The sequence below is a fragment of the Leptolyngbya sp. CCNP1308 genome (assembly GCF_034932455.1).
In the GTDB taxonomy this organism is placed as follows: Bacteria; Cyanobacteriota; Cyanobacteriia; order Phormidesmidales; family Phormidesmidaceae; genus Nodosilinea.
Genome location: NZ_JAYGIH010000004.1, coordinates 86907 through 104647, shown reverse-complemented (window position 1 = coordinate 104647; position 17741 = coordinate 86907). Strand labels below are relative to the sequence as shown.

The following is a 17741-nucleotide window of genomic DNA, read 5'->3' as shown; positions in this document are numbered from 1 at the left end:
ATAGTAGTAGCCGCGCGTCAATTTAAAGAGCTCTTTGAGCAGCTAGCATTGACCTAATGATAAAAAACCCTCTGAAAGATCAATTCCAAAGGGCATGAGTTGAAACACTTAGTTCATCAATGAATTGCGTCAGGATTGCTCTTCATTGCCTTCAGCATCCAGCTGCTTCAAGTGAATGTGCTTGTAGCCCAACTTAATCGTGAACTCATCCCCGGTTTTAAGGCCCATCTCTTGGGTATAGGCTGCGCCAATCACGATCTGACCATTCTTGTGAACCGTTAGGGTGTAAGAAGCTTCCCGGCCTCGACCATCTGACTTACCCTTTTCTGGCTCAAGCTGAATTCCTTTGGCCGCTAGGAGAGCATCATAAAACTCAGCCAGATTCACACGGGTCTGCCCTTCTTTGCCAACCGTGTAGTAGCCACATTCCTTAGCGAGTTCCCGCTTAGTAAGGCCATCATTCTCTTTGACCTTGGCCAGGAGAGGCTTGCCTGTCAAGGCTTCCTTATTTTTCACTGCCATAATTCAAACCATCCATAGGTACACATCAGAATCCACGATGACTGCTAGAAAAAACTCTAGAATCATTTATTTCTCCGTTCCTCCCACTCTATCCAACGACTTGTAGGGAGAATCAGAGACAATTCAGCATCTTACACTGATTATAGTTACTAACAGATTCAGTGACTGCATATACAGGGCTGAAATTCAATGGAAAGTACTCTTGGGAAGAATTACGCTATCCAAACAACCAACCTAACTACCCAACGAGTCGTCGTAGGATAAGCGCGGTTTACTCTAGGCGATGCTATGGGAATTGTGAGACTGCCAACAATTGGAGACACTGGAAAACGCGAGGGCGCAGAGGGGTGCAAGCTAATTCGAGTTTTGAGGTAAGTGTTCCGGAGATACTTAGTAACGCGAGAATATTCGACGGCTTCGACCTAACTAAACACCTAAGTCCTGTAAGGCGAAGCGAATCTGCTCTAAACGCCGTCTATTTACGCCTAAATCAGATTCTCCTAATCGGGCTGCTGCTCGAACATGGATGACTGGCTCATCCTCCGGCAAGTAGAATTCAGTATCGTCTACAAAGCCCATAATGTGGCTGGTGGACTTCACCCGGATGTAGTTCTCCTGCTGGGTCACAATCTCAGTACGTGGCACAACTCCCAAAACTTTAATCAGTAGCTTACGAGCTTCCTCCCGATTACCTGTATAGGCAATCGGTGCAATCGCGTGGTCTTGGTCAGCACCCTGGCTAACGACACAGTTAGGCGTTGAAGGACAGGGAAACAACTTGCCATCCTGCATTCCTAGTTCGGGCGTCTTTCCCGCGAACACCTGTGATAGACCAGGAATCGTACCTAGAGACTGAGGGGCAGGCGCTGCAATAGCAAAAGCCGAGCAAGTTGGGAGAGCCCATAACGCGATCGCCAAAATGCACGCAAGGATTGAAGCCATAGGAGTTCATTTAAGTACAACTTCACCATAGGTGAATCAGGCGCAGAAGGTCAGACATACCGCTAACCAACGCAAAAAAAGGGGAGCCGTAGCCCCCTAGAGAACTAACCCAACCGCAACCGCGAACCGCGAGAAGCAGGCCCGAGAGACACCTGGCCACCGGGAACAGTGCAGGGAATGGAAGCCGCAAACGACCCCGGCCCCGAGGACACAGAGCGCACCAGGATGGAGTAGCCCACGACCGCAGCCCAGCGAGTAGAGAACTCGGACGGCAGCTCGCTGAACCACACCTCAGCCACAAAGCCAGTGAACGACTGGTCAGACTCCCGCCAGTAGCACTCGACCGCCCCAAACTCAGCCGCAAAACCCTGAATGAACTCGTAAGCAACAGGAAGCATGACAAAGAACCAACGCAACGCGCATCCCGTACGCCTGCATAGAGCATTCAGCCACCGAAAGTAGGCGCAAGGGCAAGGCAGGCCCAAGAACAGCCGCGAAGCGCTACTCTATCGGCCTAGCGCAGCTTGGGAACCCCTTGCGTCGATTCCAATGCGTAAAATAGCGTCCCCTGCGTTGGTCGTATAGAGAGGATTCTGCTTACATTGAATAAGCAATATCTAGCTCGTCATAATATTCAATAGCTTCAGTTTTTTCTAACACCAGCTTCATTCGCCAATTAGAATAACAATACAAGCCTACTTGAACATCTGGTGTCAAAGAGACATTAATTTCGTTGGAATAATATGTCTTTTCCCTGTGGACTATAGCACTGCTAGGTGTAGGCATACTGCTGAATGGAACATAGTGCGATATACGAAGTTTTCGGCTTCCAGAATCGACAAAAAACTTTTCACAGCCACCACTAACTATAGACCCAATAGAAACTCCATCAACCTCTAGTTTATATATCGCGCTAGATCCAGCAAATTGACTATTTCTTTTTAGTATTACTGGACATTTTCCTCGATTTGTGTTTTCAGATTTCAGGCTATCTATTATTATATTTACGTCATCCAGAAAATTATTATTTCTAATTTCAAATCCGAGAATATCAGTTAAATCTTTGATTTCATTTGGAATTTCTGCTGATGAAGGCATTTGAGCACCATCAAAGAACAATGGAATAATAGGCAATCCAATCCTTAAGGCTTCCTTGATTTCCTCGATAACGTAATCAAGCGATCCATCGTTTTTCCTAAGCCAGTGCCGACCAATCAATACCAGCAATGCAGAACACTTGGCTAAGATCTCTTTAGTATGGGGTGTAATCTTCTGGCTAACATGAAATCCTTCTTTATCAAAAAAGACTTTCCTTTTTCCGAAAGCCGATTTCAAATGATCATATAGCCTTCCAGCATGACCGGCAGTATCTACAGTGCGATAGCATATAAATACTCCCTCGCCGCCACAATTCGATCTTACCGTAGAGAACATGATTTCAGAATAACCTAGAATTTTAGGGTTATCCATGTTTCCTCCTTGTTGATTCGATCACAACATTATGAGTTTAACTCTTAAGTACGGAGAATCCCTCTACATAACTTTCTTATTGGGATAATCAGTAGATATCTTTCAGCATAATCATCTGATTTGGGGCACTGGTCTTTAAAGGGGAGATGAGTAGTCAAAAGCCTTTATCTAAAAAGCTTTTAATCATTTTTAGAAAAATTCTCTAAAAGCCTTGCCCGGCAAGGCTTTTCAGATTCCATCACCCTTTAACAGTCCAGTACCCAAAACCCATGCAGTCCAACTACCATTGCTACTGCTGTCTCGACATCGCTGCTACATCCCAAACAAAACCCCTGTCCAGCGGTAACCAGGGAAAGGCAGAGTGCATTATATCGAGAGCCGCTATGAAACTATGATTGCCTAGCCATCCCTCGCTAGGGTTAGACTATGTAGCTGAGGCACTGGATCTCTGCTTGCAAACATATTCAGCGGTTCTTCCTACACTGAATCATCTACCCAATCACAATGCACGCAGTCCCAATGAATCTGGCCATCAGTCGCTCTGGCCACCGGCCTCCCGCAGTTAGGACACCGGCCCGTAAATAGGGGGTGAACATCCAGCAGCTCCAACCGCTGCTCCAGAGTCAGCCGCTGCACCGGGTCTAGCACCAGCTCACCATCGTAGTAGCTGGCTCCCTCTGGGTGCCACGCCTCCCCAGACCAGGCCAAGGGAGCATCAAACTTAGAAAGCTTTTTAATAGCCAGTCTGAAGCCTGGGCAGTTCTCCCCCTCCACGCCACCCGGATGCTCAGCACAGACCAGGTAGGGGCTATGGGCGCAAAGTTTACAGAGATCTCAGCAGTCGAGCTTAGCCATTAGTATCCGCAGGCATCTGCACCATAAAACCTGGTGATCGAACTATCAGGCTCCATTGTGGCGCACCACACACCCCCAGCTCGCCAGAGTTGGTAGCGGTGGCCACCCTCGACAGCAAGGAAGGTAGCGACCACGATCAGGACAGCACCAGCTGCGATCGCACCCAGTACCCGCAGTGGCCGAACTGTAGTTGGCGTAATTGGTTGAACGTCTTTCATCCTGCACCCAAGACATTTGCCTATAGGATGCCCGGATTCATATAGAGCTGACACGTCAGTTATTCAGGGGTCAGCCTGCCTGCCGCCTGTTGTTGGCATAGGCATTGTAGTCTTCGTGGGAGAGCACCATCAGGGGAGTTATGCGGCCCTCAGCCATCAGCATCCCAGGCACTAAAACCGATCCCCGACGCTGAAATATACGGCACTCCCTCCTCGACTGTTCAGACCAAATTCTAGCCGCAGCAATCCAAATGGGGTATGGCTTTGCACCCCTAACCCATAACCCAGACCGTTTCCTGGTTTACCTCTCACTGGCCCAGGAGTACCAAACACCGTATTTCCGGTGCCAAAGTCAGTGCCGTAGTCCACAAACAGCACCCCCGCTATCGGTAAAGCGAAGTCAAGCAGTGTCAACGTCGTAATCGGAACTCGGTACTCTGCTGTGGCCATCAAAAAGTGGCGACCTGCCGCTACAGCGCCAATTTGGAAGCCTCTGACAGTATTCACACCGCCCAGGTTAAAGGGGGCATAAGGGGGCACTTCGCCGAAGGTCATCCCTCCCTGCACGTTCAGGACTAAGGTATCGGTGTAGTCGCCGTTGTGCACTAGATTGAGGGGAATAAACTGAGTGCCGTTGGCCACGGCGCGGGTATAACCAATATTAGCTAGGCCGATGGGGATAGCCTGCTCTAACCCCAGCCGGAGGCGAGTCCCCTTCACAGAAAACGCTATGCCTTCCACCTGATCGAATAGCAGCGCAGCATTCAAGGTGAGCAAGTCATCCTGCCCATTGGGGCTGACGGTGAGAGAATTGCCAGCGCTGTCTGTAGGCGTTACCTGGCCACTAAACAGACCGTTGCGTACCGATACTCGCTGATAGTTAACCCCTACTGCCAGATCTAGATCATCGGTAAAGGAATAGGCATATTGAATCCCACCACCCAAACGATGTACCGAGGGAGTATTGCCGCTGGGTAGGTTTACCTGGGGGCCCAAAAAGCCAGTGCTAAAGGCTGGGTTCTCGTCGCGCTGGCTGATCAGGTTGGCTGAGAAAATGCCTGGTATGGACTCTGGGGCATAGAAATAATTCAGATCTAAATCCAAGGAGGATAGCCCGACCACTACCTCTGCTAGGACGGCTTGGTTTGTCCCAATGCGAGCACCAACATGGAAGGGAATAAAAACATTGCCAACCCGATCAATTTCGGCTGTGGAGGTTCTGTCGCGCGTAGCCCCTCGCAACCCATGGGGTTCTTGTAGCAATGATCCAAACCCATAAGTAAATGTACTATCCGGCTCCAATGGAATGCGCAGCCTGCCACGAGGGGTAGGTTGAAGGTAGGCCGGGATATCGTCATTGGACGTAGGAACCGCCTGGGCTAGGCTAAAAGCAGCAGAAAACGCCTGGAAGTGGTCTGTAAATTCAGCAGACTGGTAACTACCAGATTCGTTTGCTGATTCAAGCTCCCAAGCCCAGGTATTTTCTTTTAGTGAAAAATTCTCCGCCGCCTCGGGCTCAAGGTGGCCAAAAACTACGGTCGGAAAGCTTATTAGGGCTGTTAAGCCTATGCTAACTGCAAGGCCGGGGCAAACGTGGTGCATGGGATAGAGGCAGAGGTTGGGGGCATAATCTCGGTGCATGGCGATCGTCATCAGCCTTTCTTGCAGGTAGTCTGCTTGCCCTTCCCGATGACGAAAAGTTGAGCACAGAATAAATGCATAAAAGGGTTATGAGGATTAGGTTTCCTTAGAACTTACGACCATCCTCAGAAAATCCATGACTCACTATACCGATTTGAAGCAGGCACTCCAAAACAAGCCTTAGCAGGGGGCAGGCTTTGGCTGAGACCTTTCTGCTTCCCCTCAGGTTGTAGATGGTTCCTTTCCGCCATAAACCATACAACGATCTTGAAGCCCCGGGCGATCGCCAGGGGCTAAACGACAATTAGACCTTGCAGTTGTAGTTATGTCGCTGCGCGACCAGACTGTTCTTTCTAACTCTCCGACCAGGCCACCACCACTTGGTTATAGTCTCCGGGCGCTCGCGCCCCCACCGGCTCAAAGCGCTGAACTCTCTCAATCTTTAGCCCGTCAGCAGGCGAGATCAACTCTTCCCGATTGACTAATTCCCAGCGGGGCTCTCCATATTCATTAGCAATCAACTCCCCGCTAACAGCGGCATGAACCACCAGCCGTGTCCGCTGCCATCGTGCCAGAGCTCACGGCTGGGCTCTGTTCGATCCACATCCAGCCAGATAGAACCCTTCTAGGGCAGTCTCGGCTTGCTCTAGAGGTTGATAGGTCTGCACCCGCACGATGCGATCGCCTGATGGCAGCGACGGACAGCCGCAACTGCAAGCTCAGCCCCGATGCCGTCAAATTTGGAGCGATGGGTCTAAAGCCCACCTGGGCCATGCGGTCAGACTATTTCTCCCAACGCTACACGACCTACTGGGGCGAGATACCGACTGTGAAGGTTTGGCAGGGCAGTTCCATAAAACTATCTCGCAAGATGGAGCTACGCACATGATCCGAAAAGTGCCGTTGACGATTGATACTTTACCGGGCACCTTAGGACTGTCCTATCTGCACTGGGTTGTCCTATGGGTTTTTGTGGTGCCTTGAAAAAACCTACAACTATGTTGCTGTCATTAATAGCTGGGGGAGCACTAGGTTTGATCGGGTCTTCAAAAGCTGTAGCCCAACAACCCGTCACTTTTAACTCTATTTCATCACCCGTCCAAATTGCCCAGGCCCAGCGGGCTACGATGACTTGGCAAACCTTTGTTTCATTCATGCAGGCTAATGGTGAAGAGTTCACAATCGCAACGCTTCCTCAGTCATTCCCTAATGGGTTTGCCAATGGGCAAGTGGCTCTAACAGCTTTACATACGGCTTATTCCTCTTATGTTGTTGCTCGGGAAGGCGTGACATTACCTAATATGTCTACCGTTAGGCAGCAGATTAACCAAAATAATAGTTTTAATACTCTTACCCCTGGCAGCACCTTTGACCAACTTCCAGCCCTCGCTACGTTTCCTATTACCCAGTACAACGCTAGCAACGTTATTGAGGTTGTTCATTGGGCTGCTCGATACGATGATGAAGGCGTGAGAGCTGTTGCAAGACGATCTAGGCAGCAAACTTTGCCTGACGGAAGACGAGCTTACTACATGCCTCAAGTCGGAGATCGTAATCCTCGTACTGGATGGTGTACGTTTGAAGATGAACAGGCTCAATATTCTGAATATCTTTGTGTGAATATAGCCAATTCTCCTCAGACAGCCTTTGGTGTTCTTGGACTCATTATCAGCAATCCTATTAATCCCCGATATTAGTTATTAAGACTGCTAGTGTCAATCTTCTCTCAGCACTGTTAGTGCTCATGATTGTGAAGCTTTCGATAGCAGAAAGGGAATAATAAATCTGCCTTAATTCATGAGCTTTCCCAGTGAATAATCTGTTCTTACGAGCCCTACAGTTTTCTCCTCTTTGTTTCTTGTTATTAGGTGGAACTACGGTTAGCGCTCAAAGTCTGCCGCCCTATGCAGGTACAGCCTGCTCTGCCTTTGCAACTCACCCAGAGGCTCAGTGGCATTACGCAATGGGAACTGCTCCAGCTTCTGTGGATGACGATAGTGATGGACTGGCCTGTGAGTATTTGACCAGCACTATTAGGCGCGATGGCAGCCGAATCTTTAACAATCAAGCTAATCGTGGCAACGTAAGATACACGATGGAAGTTTGGCGAGTTAATGCCACAGATGTTTATCTACGCATCAAATCGAGCCAGGGAATGGATTTTACAACCCGTAGTTTTCCATCTGATCCAGCAGCCCGAGAGCATATGAATACTTACTACCGAAATCTGCTCCGTTAATACCAACTTGATAAAAGGTAGATGTCAAAGTATCGTCGCTCTAGCCGATCAATAAATCGCCGTCATCCTGCGACCCAACCCCATTGGGCAGTGGTTCTCTCTGCTCTGGTGTTTGGCAGCTATGCTCTGGTTCACCTTCAGCACCTATTTTTCCAAAGCAATAGTGCAGATGGCCCTGGCTGGGCGATTGGTAAACCTCAAACCCAATGGAACTTTCGCCTGGGGAATCAGCCGCTGCCCGAACTCAAAGCGCTAGCCCTGGAGTTGGTGAACCGCGATCGTCAGGTGAATGGACTACCGCCTCTGGTCGAAGACCCCCTACTCTCCCAAGTGGCGCAGCGCCATGCCGAGGATATGCTGGCTCGTCAGTTCTATGATCACGTTAACCCCGATGGCCAAGACCCCTCAGACCGTTTCATAGCAGCAGGAGGCCAGGTTGGGGCTGGGGAAAACATCATGCAGCAGAAGGGAACGATCCCGATGGCTCTGTCTCTAGGTTTGGTAGAAGAATACCAGCAGGGGTGGATGGATAGCCCTGGCCATCGAGAGAACTTGCTGACTCCCCACTACACTACCTTTGGGTATGGGATAGTGGCCTCGCCCACGGGGACTGAAATCTATGCGGTGCAGTTGTTTAGCTTTCCAGCGCAGTAGGCAAGGGCGAAGATTTATTCTTCTACCAACTGCTTCCATTCCGCCAAAGCCAACGCAACCAGATCCTCAAAAGACTCAAACTGTGGCCGATAGCCCAGCAATGGCTCACAGAACTTGGCGTAATCGCCATAGGAAAGATGATAGCTAGAGCTAATCCGGCTTTTCCCTAAGTAGAAGGTGACGCGCTTCTCTTTAAACCATAGTGAGATGCCTGCCCAAGCCAACCCTTTCACCCGCTCTTTTTTATAGGTATGGCCTGGTGCCCCAAACTCCTTTTTGGGGTAGGGCAAAATTAGGTATAGCTCAGGCAAGCTACTGCCCATCAATGGCAGAAACTCAGCACAGAGCTTGGTTTTATAGACTTCTTTCTTCCCCTTGGCTAAGCCGTACTGAGTTCGGCTGGAGCGGCCTACCTCCCCCATGCGCTCGTCGAACTCAAGGATCTGAAGTCGCAGGGCCGATACCAGTTCTGCCTGTTCCGGGGTCATCTGCTCTAGCTGTGCCCGCAAGGACTTAGGTGGCCGCCCAATGACCCGCGCAGGTGCGCTCACCGCTGGCTCTCCCTCTACAGACCGTAGGAAAGGATGAAACTTACGATCTACCTCAACCACTGGCTCTGCTGCTGAGTCAGCGCTGGTAATCTGGAAGCTGAAGTGATCACCATCGCCAGTGATGGTGAATCGGTAGAAATCAAAGTCAAGGCGACTGTGCTCTCGGTCGATGTGGTTGTGGGCGTGGAATGTGGGGGCGATCGCTACCAGTCGAATGGGCAGGCTGTAGTTGATCTGGTCGGCAAAGGGTTGGGCATGGCGCAAGCTGGCGTAGTAGCGGGTGAGCTGCTGCACCACATAACGATCCTCTACATTCTTCAGTTCGAGGACAACGAGCTGCTGTTCTGGAGTAATAGCTAGGATGTCGCAGACTTGGCCCTCAATGATGTACTGACGGGCCAGGGGCTTTAGGTTGAGTAGTGGTTCTAGACTTGCCCAGATGAATTCTTCCAGGTTGAATTCTGTGTGGAAAGCCCAATCTGCCATATTTTTCCTGAGGCTACTTTAAGAAGAATAGCAATTTGTCCAAGCTGGGCTGCTGGGTTAACTTACGAGCCGTTGCCAGCCGTGGGCGACATACCCTGCATCGGCTACTACACCAATCAAGTTGACAGGAGTATTAGCAGCCGCGTAGTAAGCAATTTGCGGTGATAGGTTGTCGATCGCCTCCACCCGACGCTTGGCGGGACGAATATATATGACTAAAACAGCGCGATCGCCCATGCGCCCTAGTAGCCGAGTTGCATTGTCAATAACGCTTTTTTCCCGACGATTGTGGGCTTCGTCCTCTGACAGATTTGCCAGGGCTTGGGCGCTCAGTACCGAGGCATTCACCAGGTCGAGCACCACCACCTGCCCCGACAGATCCACTAAATCGGTTTCGTTCCAGTAGTTGACCCGTTTAAAGCCTCGGGTTTTGAGAAAGGTGGCCTCTGCTGGAGGCAAGGCATCGCTACCGGGGACAAAATAGTCCACTGTAATATCGCTGATAATACGCTCCCGACCAATCAACCGCCTGACACTGTCGATTTCATCCTCGACGGCATCTTTAACCTGGGTGGCAATTTTGCGTTCAACTTCCTGCTGCACGATTTCGGCGGCAACTCTGCGGGCATCGCCCAGGCTTTTTCCAAAGATGTAGGTGGCCACACCACCTAAGGCACCAAGCACAATGAGCAAAAACTTCATCAGGTCTAGGAACTGGTTGAAGCTGTTGCTCAAATCCTCGTTAGACTGCCGCAACAGTTCTACCACTTCGTTCGAGGTTAGCGGTGTCGCTAGGGGCAAGGGAGCAGGAGCAGGAGTTGGCTGAGGCGTTTGAGCCAGTACATCCAGCATATGAAACCAATCAGACGGTAACCAGTACATAAGGTTTGTTGTGGCGTGTCCTGGCAATTATAAGGAACTTTTGGTTGCTGCTGTCTTAAGGTTAGGTAAGTAGAGATGATGCGCGATGTGATCAGGATTCCGGTTACCCAGCACTACCGATTGGGGCATCAGCCATGATTTCACAGCTTTTCTCGTTGCTAGATAGCAAATTCTCTTCCATGCTCTGTTTCTTCTCGGAGTCTGCTGATCGCCAAAACCCTCATTCTCTCGTCGAACCCAGCGGGAGCGTTGACACACAAAGGTTTCAGGCGTTTTCAACGAGGTACTATTGCGAAAAAATGTCATTACTAGGCGGGTGGGGTAGACCCCGACGAAAAGGGTGGTCTAGAATTGAGGCGTGGTGGGCCTCCTAGAGACCGACCCTTCCCACTCGCTGGGAAATTAATTGAATGGAAACTCCCCCGATTTCGTTCGAGGCGAACGAAACGGTTTCGGCTTCCCACTCGCTGGGAAATTAATTGAATGGAAACTTATAAACCGCACCCGTCGCGGAATTTTCTGAGTCTTCCCACTCGCTGGGAAATTAATTGAATGGAAAGAGGATTACCTTGCGGTTGACCCCAAAATACTCAGCTTCTTCCCACTCGCTGGGAAATTAATTGAATGGAAACAAGAATGAAATGAACGGTTTGTCGGACGAAAATGCGACTTCCCACTCGCTGGGAAATTAATTGAATGGAAACCCTGCCAAACCGCGTTGGACTTGTTCGACCTCATCCTGCTTCCCACTCGCTGGGAAATTAATTGAATGGAAACTTGGAGATTTGTGGTATTAATATCAGTATCTTTTAAAACTTCCCACTCGCTGGGAAATTAATTGAATGGAAACAAGGCGACGTTGCCTGTACGGACAGCAACGATAATATCTTCCCACTCGCTGGGAAATTAATTGAATGGAAACGCCCTGTCCCACATGCTTGGCATGATGAGAAAGATGCCTTCCCACTCGCTGGGAAATTAATTGAATGGAAACTTGGCAGCTTCGGCAACCCCAAAGCTACCCCACACTTCCCACTCGCTGGGAAATTAATTGAATGGAAACTTGGCAGCTTCGGCAACCCCAAAGCTACCCCACACTTCCCACTCGCTGGGAAATTAATTGAATGGAAACCCATAACAGTCGCGGCTGAACTGGCCATTCTGCGTTGGCTTCCCACTCGCTGGGAAATTAATTGAATGGAAACGGCAACAATGCTTGTGTCTGAGGGTGAAAGCTGGTACTTTCCACTCACTGGGAAATTAATTGAATGGAAATCTGGGGCTGGATGTGTCCGTCCCAAACAAGGCGGAGAGACTTCCCACTCGCTGGGAAAACAATTGAATGGAAACGCGACGCTGGTACGCTCTGGCAGTGCGTTCACTCTTCCCACTCGCTGGGAAAACAATTGAATGGAAACTTTGGACTGGCGGTGTTCTCGAAAATTAAACTACCGCCTTCCCACTCGCTGGGAAAACAATTGAATGGAAACCCATAGCGAACTTCTGCCGCGATGCGTTTCACCTTCTTCCCACTCGCTGGGAAAACAATTGAATGGAAACAGAATAGAGAAACCGCCACCGTATCCTTCACCAGCTTCCCACTCGCTGGGAAAACAATTGAATGGAAACTATTTGAGCGAAGATTGTGTTATACAAACTGCGCACCTTCCCACTCGCTGGGAAAACAATTGAATGGAAACCCCCTAGAGAACGACTGGACGAATCCGCAGTATGCCCCAAAGCTTCCCACTCGCTGGGAAAACAATTGAATGGAAACCAGCATTCTAAACAACGTGTTAATCACTTTGTCTCCTTCCCACTCGCTGGGAAAACAATTGAATGGAAACCTCTCGGTACCTTCAAAGATACATTTCATCCAAGCAACTTCCCACTCGCTGGGAAAACAATTGAATAGAAACGTGGCTCTACTTCAGGAGGGGTAGTAGAGGTAAGACTTCCCACTCGCTGGGAAAACAATTGAATGGAAACATCAGCACGCTTTTCAGCGACAAACTGGGGCTGATCTTCCCACTCGCTGGGAAATTAATTGAATGGAAACCTATAGGGAGTGAAACACTCCCCGCAGTACCCACTTTCTTCCCACTCGCTGGGAAAACAATTGAATGGAAACTTGCAGGTTGCGGGGAACCCGATCAGGAGTTTGTGGCTCCTTCCCACTCGCTGGGAAAACAATTGAATGGAAACATTTAGGGGAAAGCTTTTGGCTCTCCGGGGATCAGTATGCTGACAGTACCCCAGAAGCGCTGAAAGCCTTGCAGGCCAATCATTTTGAACTTACTGCGGGGCTTGTAGCATACCAGTTCCGGTAGAGCCAAGCTTTTCTCGCCTTCCACTTTTCCTTAATCTTCCACATATCGGCTGGCTAAAGCCAGAGCATTGAGTCTATGCTTTTGAGCCAAATTTTCAGGGTAGAGAATTTTTGCCAAATGCATAAATCGGTTAACCCAGCGGCCAAATTCTTGCAGTGATCGCTGGGGCAAGCTAACCGAGAAATCCACATAAGGTTCCCCAGCCTGGGTACCCTTTTTCACTATCTGGCTGGGGTGGCGGCGATCGCCCTCCAAAATGAATTCCGCCATTGGGTACCAAAACCGTACCTTCACCAGCACAAACTCTGCCAGCCCGCCACGCTCTTGCCGCTGTTCTTCTGGGGTGCCTAAGTATAGCCCCCACCCCTGCTTTAGCAATTGATGGGCAGCTTCTAGACTTTGGGTTTGAGCTGCCGTACCCCGCCCGCCTGAATCTAAAGGTTTAACCTGCTCGCTTAGGCGATCCACCCGAACAATCTCAAAGTGCTGGCTTTGCGCGTGCTCAAACAGCAAATACCAGGCCACATCTGAGTAAATCAGCTGAAGCGGGTAAATCTGGAGGTAGCCGGTGCCCGTGCTGCCGTAGGGGTCACGGTGGCGCAGCACCTCAATAGATTGGCCTGTAATGATCGCCTGCTCTACTATCTCTAGCTCATGAAACAGGGTACTGCGATAGCGGCCTTGAGCCATCATGTCCTCGGGGTCGGTGTAGACAATGGTGCGGCTGAGGTGGGTGCGCACTGGGTAAAAGAGTTGGCCATCGAGTTCTAGATCAAGACCCCGCAGGCGGCGTTCTAGAGTTGCGTAGAGGCGGCGAATTTGAGGGTCACCCTGGTAATGGGCCTGAGTAGCAAGGGCTTGAAGGGCTGCCTGAAGCTCTGAACGGGTGAAGGCACCAGTTCCTAGGTAATAGCCCCAACGGTACATGCGGTCATCCAGAATCCTGTAACGGCGAAGGGTTCTAAGGTCTTTGCGAATGGTATGGACGGAATAGACCGGCAAGGTAATTTGCAGGCTTTGAGCGACCTGCTCCATTTCGCTCAGAATGGCTTGCGCTGCATCGTGCTCACCGGGTTTTTCACCTTCGGGGTCTCGCCCTCCAATCCCTGGATGCTGCACCAGAGTTGCAATCAGCACCATTAATCGCTCAAAGGCCTGAGGATTTACGTAGGAATTTAAACTGACATTGCTCATTATTTCTGAATGTCAACAAAAAGAAAATATTCCTGAAAAGCTTGCTCAACCCTGGAAACCCAAATATAGCAACCCTTTATCAAGATGTTGGTTATCTGAAGGAATATCAATTTAAGGGGGCATCTACGCATTAGCTCTGTTAGATTAGGCGCGAGCTACGACACTAATAAAGGAAAGCACTGTGTCAAAAGCATTCTGGCAAGCAAAGCTCTGGGGGTTGTTAGACGCTCCACTAAAGGAGTTGCACTGCATCTCTCCACAGGAGGCGGTGGCATGACTGAAGAGATCTATACAGCAATTAGCTTTGCTCCAGTACAGGGATTCATCGAAAAATCACGCAAACTGCGCGATCTGTATGGGGCCTCCGGGCTGCTGTCATATCTAGCCGAAAGGCTCGTGGAGGCAACCCCCGCCAATTGCGAGGTGATTTCTCCAGCCTCGATTAACCTGCAACGGGGCATGCCCAACCGCTTACTCATCCGCGGCGACTACCCACGCAACCTGGTCGAGCAAACTTTGCTGCAAGCCTGGCAAAGGGTTTTAGACCAATGCCGCCAATGGGTTGAAACCCGCCTGCAAGATACGTTTCCAAGGGAGAGCTACCACTGGCAAGAAGTCTGGGCCAAGTGGGGTCGCTACCACTGGGAGATATTTTGGGGCCATGGCGACTCAATTCAAACAGCCATGAAGGATCTGGAAACTCGCAAGCTGCGGCGCGACTGGGTAGCTGTGAATTGGGTGGGTGAAAGCTCTAGTTTATCGGGGGTAGATGCGATCGCCTGGCCGGGGCTAGGGGCATTGAACTCAAATCCTGGTTGGTCGTTGTCGCCATCAGAACGGCAGCAGATGGAAAGCTTTTATGAGGCTTTGGCCGAACGTCTGAGTAGCCCTAATGCCAGCGAAGAAGACACTGTAGGCCGATTTCTGGCTACTAACGAACGGTTGAGCGTACCCGAGTTGGTGAAACGGTTGGTGACCTGGCCCCAGTTAGCCAGGGAACTGGGCATTAGCGAGTTAGAGAGTGGCTTTACCGATATTCACCGCAACACCCGTGATGGCAAAGGCCAATGGACGGGATGGTTTATGGGCGATGGCGATCATGTGGGTGACTACCTTCAAAAGGAGTTAACCCCAATAGGCGATGAAGCTGTGCGCGACTTCAGCCGCCAGATGAGGGAATGGGGGCAGGACTTTAGCAAGTCTCTGTCTCGCGATCATGGGCGGGTAGTCTATGCCGGTGGCGATGACTTTTTAGGAGTCTTATATGGTCAAGCTAGCGATCGCCCCCTGGCTACTAGTCAAGCGCTGGACTGGCTGATGGGGCTAAATGCTCAATGGCAGCAGCACGGCCACCCTATTACCGTCAGCGTTGGGTTTGTGTGGGTATCACCCAATGTGCCCCAGCGAGATGTATTACAGCACTGTCGCCTGGCCCAGAAGCGGGCCAAAAATCTAGGGCGCGATCGTGTCACGATTCGCATTGTATTTAACAGCGGCCAATTTGTGGAATGGACTTGCCGCTGGCAAGACTTGGATGTACTGCAAAGCTACTGCGATCGCAATGGCACCTCCTGGGGCAACAATCCCAACTGGGCGCATATTTTCACCGATTGGGCACAGCTCAAAGCTCGGCACGCAATTCCCAGCCGCCAGAACCCCACGGCAGGGGATGACACCATAGCGATTGAATTTTTCGACCTCTATTTTCCGGGTTATGGGCAAACCCTATTTGATCAAGCTGCCGATATTCTAGGCCCCAAAAACGACCCCCTCGCCATGATCGACTGGATCAACGGTGCCATTCACACCGGCTGGTACCTAGCTGCCAATCAAGGTTGATCGCTTAGACATTGCTGTTGCGCACCACACCTATGTTTACCCATATCATTACCATCCACCCCCTGGGGTTTATGTACGGCAGCGCCGGGGCATTTTTGTCCCCAGAGAACCTGGTGGGTCTTTCCGGCGCAAAGTTTCCGCCCGATGCAGCAACCCTATCCGGGCTCATTTTCAGTGCCCATAAAGACGCCAAGGACGATGCCCCATCCCAGGAAACCCTTAGGCATCAGCTCTTTGTAGCTGGCCCCTTTTGGGCCAATGTAGATTCCCCCCACAATTTTTATATACCCGTCCCGCGCCACAAAATTCTCGGGGAAGACGACACCGACCAATGGGAGATCCGCAACTACCAATGGTGGCGCGATGAGGTTGCTCACCCCGACATTGAGGCCGACTACCAGTGGCAGCGCATCGACAGTTGGGATTACTCTCCCGACGACATCAAAGCCAACCAGGCTGCTGCCAAAGCGCCCTGGGAGTTTTTACCTATGCTGCACCCCAGCCTTAAATCCGATGAACGCCACGTGCGCGACGAGAATGGTCTGTTTCTAGAAAACGCTGTGCAGATGCTGCCCAACAAGTGGGATGGCGGCGACGCTGAGACTTGCCTGGTCTACCTATCTACAGTGCCCCTAGACGATGGTTGGTATCGATTTGGCGGTGAAAGCCACCTAGTCGAAGTCACCAGCCACCACATTGATGAGACTAGCCCCATTACAGAGTTGCTACAACGCCCTATCGAAAACGCCTTTGCTTTGATTGGCCCTGGGCTGTGGGGGTCTACTCACCTGTCGCTGCGCTACCCACGCCACTCTGATTTTTCCGAACGGCGACCGATGATGCTGACTGATCGCCCTCTGCCCTACCGCTATCGCCTGGGTAGCCAACCCAAAGACAACCAAACGGAGCAACCCACCCAAGCGGGGCGACTCAGCCGAGGGCGATACGCTGTGCCCACTGGCACGGTCTACGTTTTCAAAGATGCCATCGGCAAACCCTGGTCAGACTGGCCAGAAGATTGGTTCCCCAGAGAGGGCTTTCCGCTCAAGCACCTGGGGTGCAATCTCTGTCTGCCTGTTGATATTTCAAGGAGCTAACACTATGTATTCCAAAGCCTTCGGCATCATAAAAACCCTAGCCCCACTTCATGTCGGCGCTAGCGCTGGAGAAGAAAGTGGCAATCTCAACCTGATTTTTCGAGACCAGTTTACTCAAACAGGCATCATCCCCGGTAGCTCTATTAGGGGCAGGTTTCGAGCCGATATGCGCGCTGGCACTACTGATGAAAACCATTGGTATGGTCACGAATCTGTGGAAGGGCAAAAAGATGGCGGCACTACCGAGGCGATCGTCAAATTTGAGTATGCGTCCCTGGTTTGGCTGCCGGTGTTTTGCCCAGGACAGCCCATTGTCTGGGTCACCTGCCCTTACCTGCTCAAGCGTTACAAGCGGATTGCTGAGATTACATCAGATCTGCCGCTACCTTACTCGGCACAGAGCGGTCTACAGGCTCGACCACTGGGTACGGGTCGCAAGGTACTGTTCTTTAATCTCGGCTTTTTGGAAATTGAGCAAGAGGTTGATCTTTCGCCCTGGGTACCAGCAGGGTTTGACATTGACCCCAAGCAAACGGTTGTTGTGGCTGACAACGACATCGCCATCTTGCACGATATGGCTCTCTACCGACAGAGCCGGGTGAAGCTGGTAGATGACATGAAAAAAGTCGATACCGAAAAGGGAGCCTTCTTTAACGTGGAAGCATTGCCCGAGGGCAGCGTGCTGATCTTCCCCATTGCTTTGAAAAACACTGGGTGGCAACCCTTTGGAGAAAATGAATCATCCGATGAACTGTATTTTGGCGGTCTAGAGTCCGTGGGCTTTGGACGCTGCCAGGTCACCCTAGGAGGAGCGTACTAAC

General features: G+C 50.7%; 15 protein-coding genes and 1 CRISPR repeat array. Of the genes, 6 read left to right on the top strand and 9 right to left on the bottom strand.

The window, feature by feature from the left end; all coding sequences use genetic code 11:
- Positions 1-129: 129 nt before the first annotated feature.
- The 6 genes from VB780_RS03560 to VB780_RS03535 form a co-directional block, all read right to left on the bottom strand.
- Entirely contained in the window at positions 130-522 is a 393-nt protein-coding gene (locus VB780_RS03560) for an AbrB family transcriptional regulator (protein ID WP_323349764.1), read from the bottom strand.
- Between the two features lie 426 nt (positions 523-948).
- On the bottom strand, positions 949-1464 hold the full coding sequence (locus tag VB780_RS03555; RefSeq protein ID WP_323349763.1) for a DUF1499 domain-containing protein: 516 nt from the start codon (positions 1462-1464) through the stop codon (positions 949-951).
- 104 nt (positions 1465-1568) lie between these two features.
- Positions 1569-1862, bottom strand: a complete 294-nt coding sequence (locus VB780_RS03550; RefSeq protein WP_323349762.1) for a hypothetical protein — start codon at positions 1860-1862, stop codon at positions 1569-1571.
- A 199-nt stretch (positions 1863-2061) separates the two neighbouring features.
- Positions 2062-2934 carry a toll/interleukin-1 receptor domain-containing protein gene (locus tag VB780_RS03545; RefSeq protein ID WP_323349761.1) on the bottom strand — a complete coding sequence of 291 codons (873 nt, stop codon included), beginning with the start codon at positions 2932-2934 and terminating at the stop codon, positions 2062-2064.
- A gap of 477 nt (positions 2935-3411) precedes the next feature.
- Entirely contained in the window at positions 3412-3642 is a 231-nt protein-coding gene (locus tag VB780_RS03540) for a hypothetical protein (RefSeq protein WP_323349760.1), read from the bottom strand.
- Between the two features lie 536 nt (positions 3643-4178).
- The gene (locus VB780_RS03535) at positions 4179-5111 is read right to left on the bottom strand and encodes a BamA/TamA family outer membrane protein (protein ID WP_323349759.1); all 933 of its coding nucleotides are present in this window, start codon (positions 5109-5111) and stop codon (positions 4179-4181) included.
- A gap of 1225 nt (positions 5112-6336) precedes the next feature.
- On the opposite strand from VB780_RS03535, the gene VB780_RS03530 reads away from it, so the two are divergent.
- The 3 genes from VB780_RS03530 to VB780_RS03520 all read left to right on the top strand — a co-directional run bounded on the left by VB780_RS03530 (position 6337) and on the right by VB780_RS03520 (position 8541).
- Positions 6337-6537 (top strand): DUF4113 domain-containing protein, encoded by a 201-nt coding sequence (locus tag VB780_RS03530; RefSeq protein WP_323349758.1) that lies wholly within the window; start codon positions 6337-6339, stop codon positions 6535-6537.
- A gap of 73 nt (positions 6538-6610) precedes the next feature.
- Positions 6611-7345 (top strand): hypothetical protein, encoded by a 735-nt coding sequence (locus tag VB780_RS03525; RefSeq protein WP_323349757.1) that lies wholly within the window; start codon positions 6611-6613, stop codon positions 7343-7345.
- Positions 7346-7977: 632 nt separating this feature from the next.
- Positions 7978-8541, top strand: coding sequence for a CAP domain-containing protein (locus VB780_RS03520; RefSeq protein ID WP_323349756.1), 564 nt, complete (start codon positions 7978-7980; stop codon positions 8539-8541).
- A 14-nt stretch (positions 8542-8555) separates the two neighbouring features.
- On the opposite strand, the gene VB780_RS03515 is transcribed toward VB780_RS03520, so the two are convergent.
- The 3 genes from VB780_RS03515 to VB780_RS03505 all read right to left on the bottom strand — a co-directional run bounded on the left by VB780_RS03515 (position 8556) and on the right by VB780_RS03505 (position 13984).
- Entirely contained in the window at positions 8556-9578 is a 1023-nt protein-coding gene (locus VB780_RS03515) for a hypothetical protein (protein ID WP_323349755.1), read from the bottom strand.
- Positions 9579-9635: 57 nt separating this feature from the next.
- A complete protein-coding gene (locus VB780_RS03510; protein WP_323349754.1) occupies positions 9636-10430 on the bottom strand; it encodes a hypothetical protein in 795 nt (264 codons plus the stop codon).
- 413 nt (positions 10431-10843) lie between these two features.
- Positions 10844-12665: a CRISPR direct-repeat array (repeat unit 35 nt; unit sequence CTTCCCACTCGCTGGGAAATTAATTGAATGGAAAC).
- 155 nt (positions 12666-12820) lie between these two features.
- Positions 12821-13984, bottom strand: coding sequence for a WYL domain-containing protein (locus VB780_RS03505; RefSeq protein WP_323349753.1), 1164 nt, complete (start codon positions 13982-13984; stop codon positions 12821-12823).
- 273 nt (positions 13985-14257) lie between these two features.
- On the opposite strand from VB780_RS03505, the gene VB780_RS03500 reads away from it, so the two are divergent.
- The 3 genes from VB780_RS03500 to VB780_RS03490 are packed head-to-tail and all read left to right on the top strand — an operon-like array spanning position 14258 to position 17740.
- Entirely contained in the window at positions 14258-15823 is a 1566-nt protein-coding gene (locus tag VB780_RS03500; RefSeq protein WP_323349752.1) for a Cas10/Cmr2 second palm domain-containing protein, read from the top strand.
- 32 nt (positions 15824-15855) lie between these two features.
- The gene (locus VB780_RS03495) at positions 15856-16920 is read left to right on the top strand and encodes a CRISPR-associated protein (RefSeq protein ID WP_323349751.1); all 1065 of its coding nucleotides are present in this window, start codon (positions 15856-15858) and stop codon (positions 16918-16920) included.
- Between the two features lie 4 nt (positions 16921-16924).
- Complete coding sequence (locus tag VB780_RS03490) at positions 16925-17740, top strand: RAMP superfamily CRISPR-associated protein (RefSeq protein ID WP_323349750.1); 816 nt, start codon at positions 16925-16927, stop codon at positions 17738-17740.
- Position 17741: the final 1 nt, after the last annotated feature.

What these genes read in the sequence shown, in the direction of transcription:
- VB780_RS03560 (WP_323349764.1), bottom strand. Translation starts at nt 522, where the DNA reads ATGGCAGTGAAAAATAAGGAAGCCTTGACAGGCAAGCCTCTCCTGGCC.
- VB780_RS03555 (WP_323349763.1), bottom strand. Translation starts at nt 1,464, where the DNA reads ATGGCTTCAATCCTTGCGTGCATTTTGGCGATCGCGTTATGGGCTCTC.
- VB780_RS03550 (WP_323349762.1), bottom strand. Translation starts at nt 1,862, where the DNA reads ATGCTTCCTGTTGCTTACGAGTTCATTCAGGGTTTTGCGGCTGAGTTT.
- VB780_RS03545 (WP_323349761.1), bottom strand. Translation starts at nt 2,934, where the DNA reads ATGGATAACCCTAAAATTCTAGGTTATTCTGAAATCATGTTCTCTACG.
- VB780_RS03530 (WP_323349758.1), top strand. Translation starts at nt 6,337, where the DNA reads ATGGCAGCGACGGACAGCCGCAACTGCAAGCTCAGCCCCGATGCCGTC.
- VB780_RS03525 (WP_323349757.1), top strand. Translation starts at nt 6,611, where the DNA reads ATGGGTTTTTGTGGTGCCTTGAAAAAACCTACAACTATGTTGCTGTCA.
- VB780_RS03515 (WP_323349755.1), bottom strand. Translation starts at nt 9,578, where the DNA reads ATGGCAGATTGGGCTTTCCACACAGAATTCAACCTGGAAGAATTCATC.
- VB780_RS03510 (WP_323349754.1), bottom strand. Translation starts at nt 10,430, where the DNA reads ATGCTGGATGTACTGGCTCAAACGCCTCAGCCAACTCCTGCTCCTGCT.
- VB780_RS03505 (WP_323349753.1), bottom strand. Translation starts at nt 13,984, where the DNA reads ATGAGCAATGTCAGTTTAAATTCCTACGTAAATCCTCAGGCCTTTGAG.
- VB780_RS03500 (WP_323349752.1), top strand. Translation starts at nt 14,258, where the DNA reads ATGACTGAAGAGATCTATACAGCAATTAGCTTTGCTCCAGTACAGGGA.
- VB780_RS03495 (WP_323349751.1), top strand. Translation starts at nt 15,856, where the DNA reads ATGTTTACCCATATCATTACCATCCACCCCCTGGGGTTTATGTACGGC.
- VB780_RS03490 (WP_323349750.1), top strand. Translation starts at nt 16,925, where the DNA reads ATGTATTCCAAAGCCTTCGGCATCATAAAAACCCTAGCCCCACTTCAT.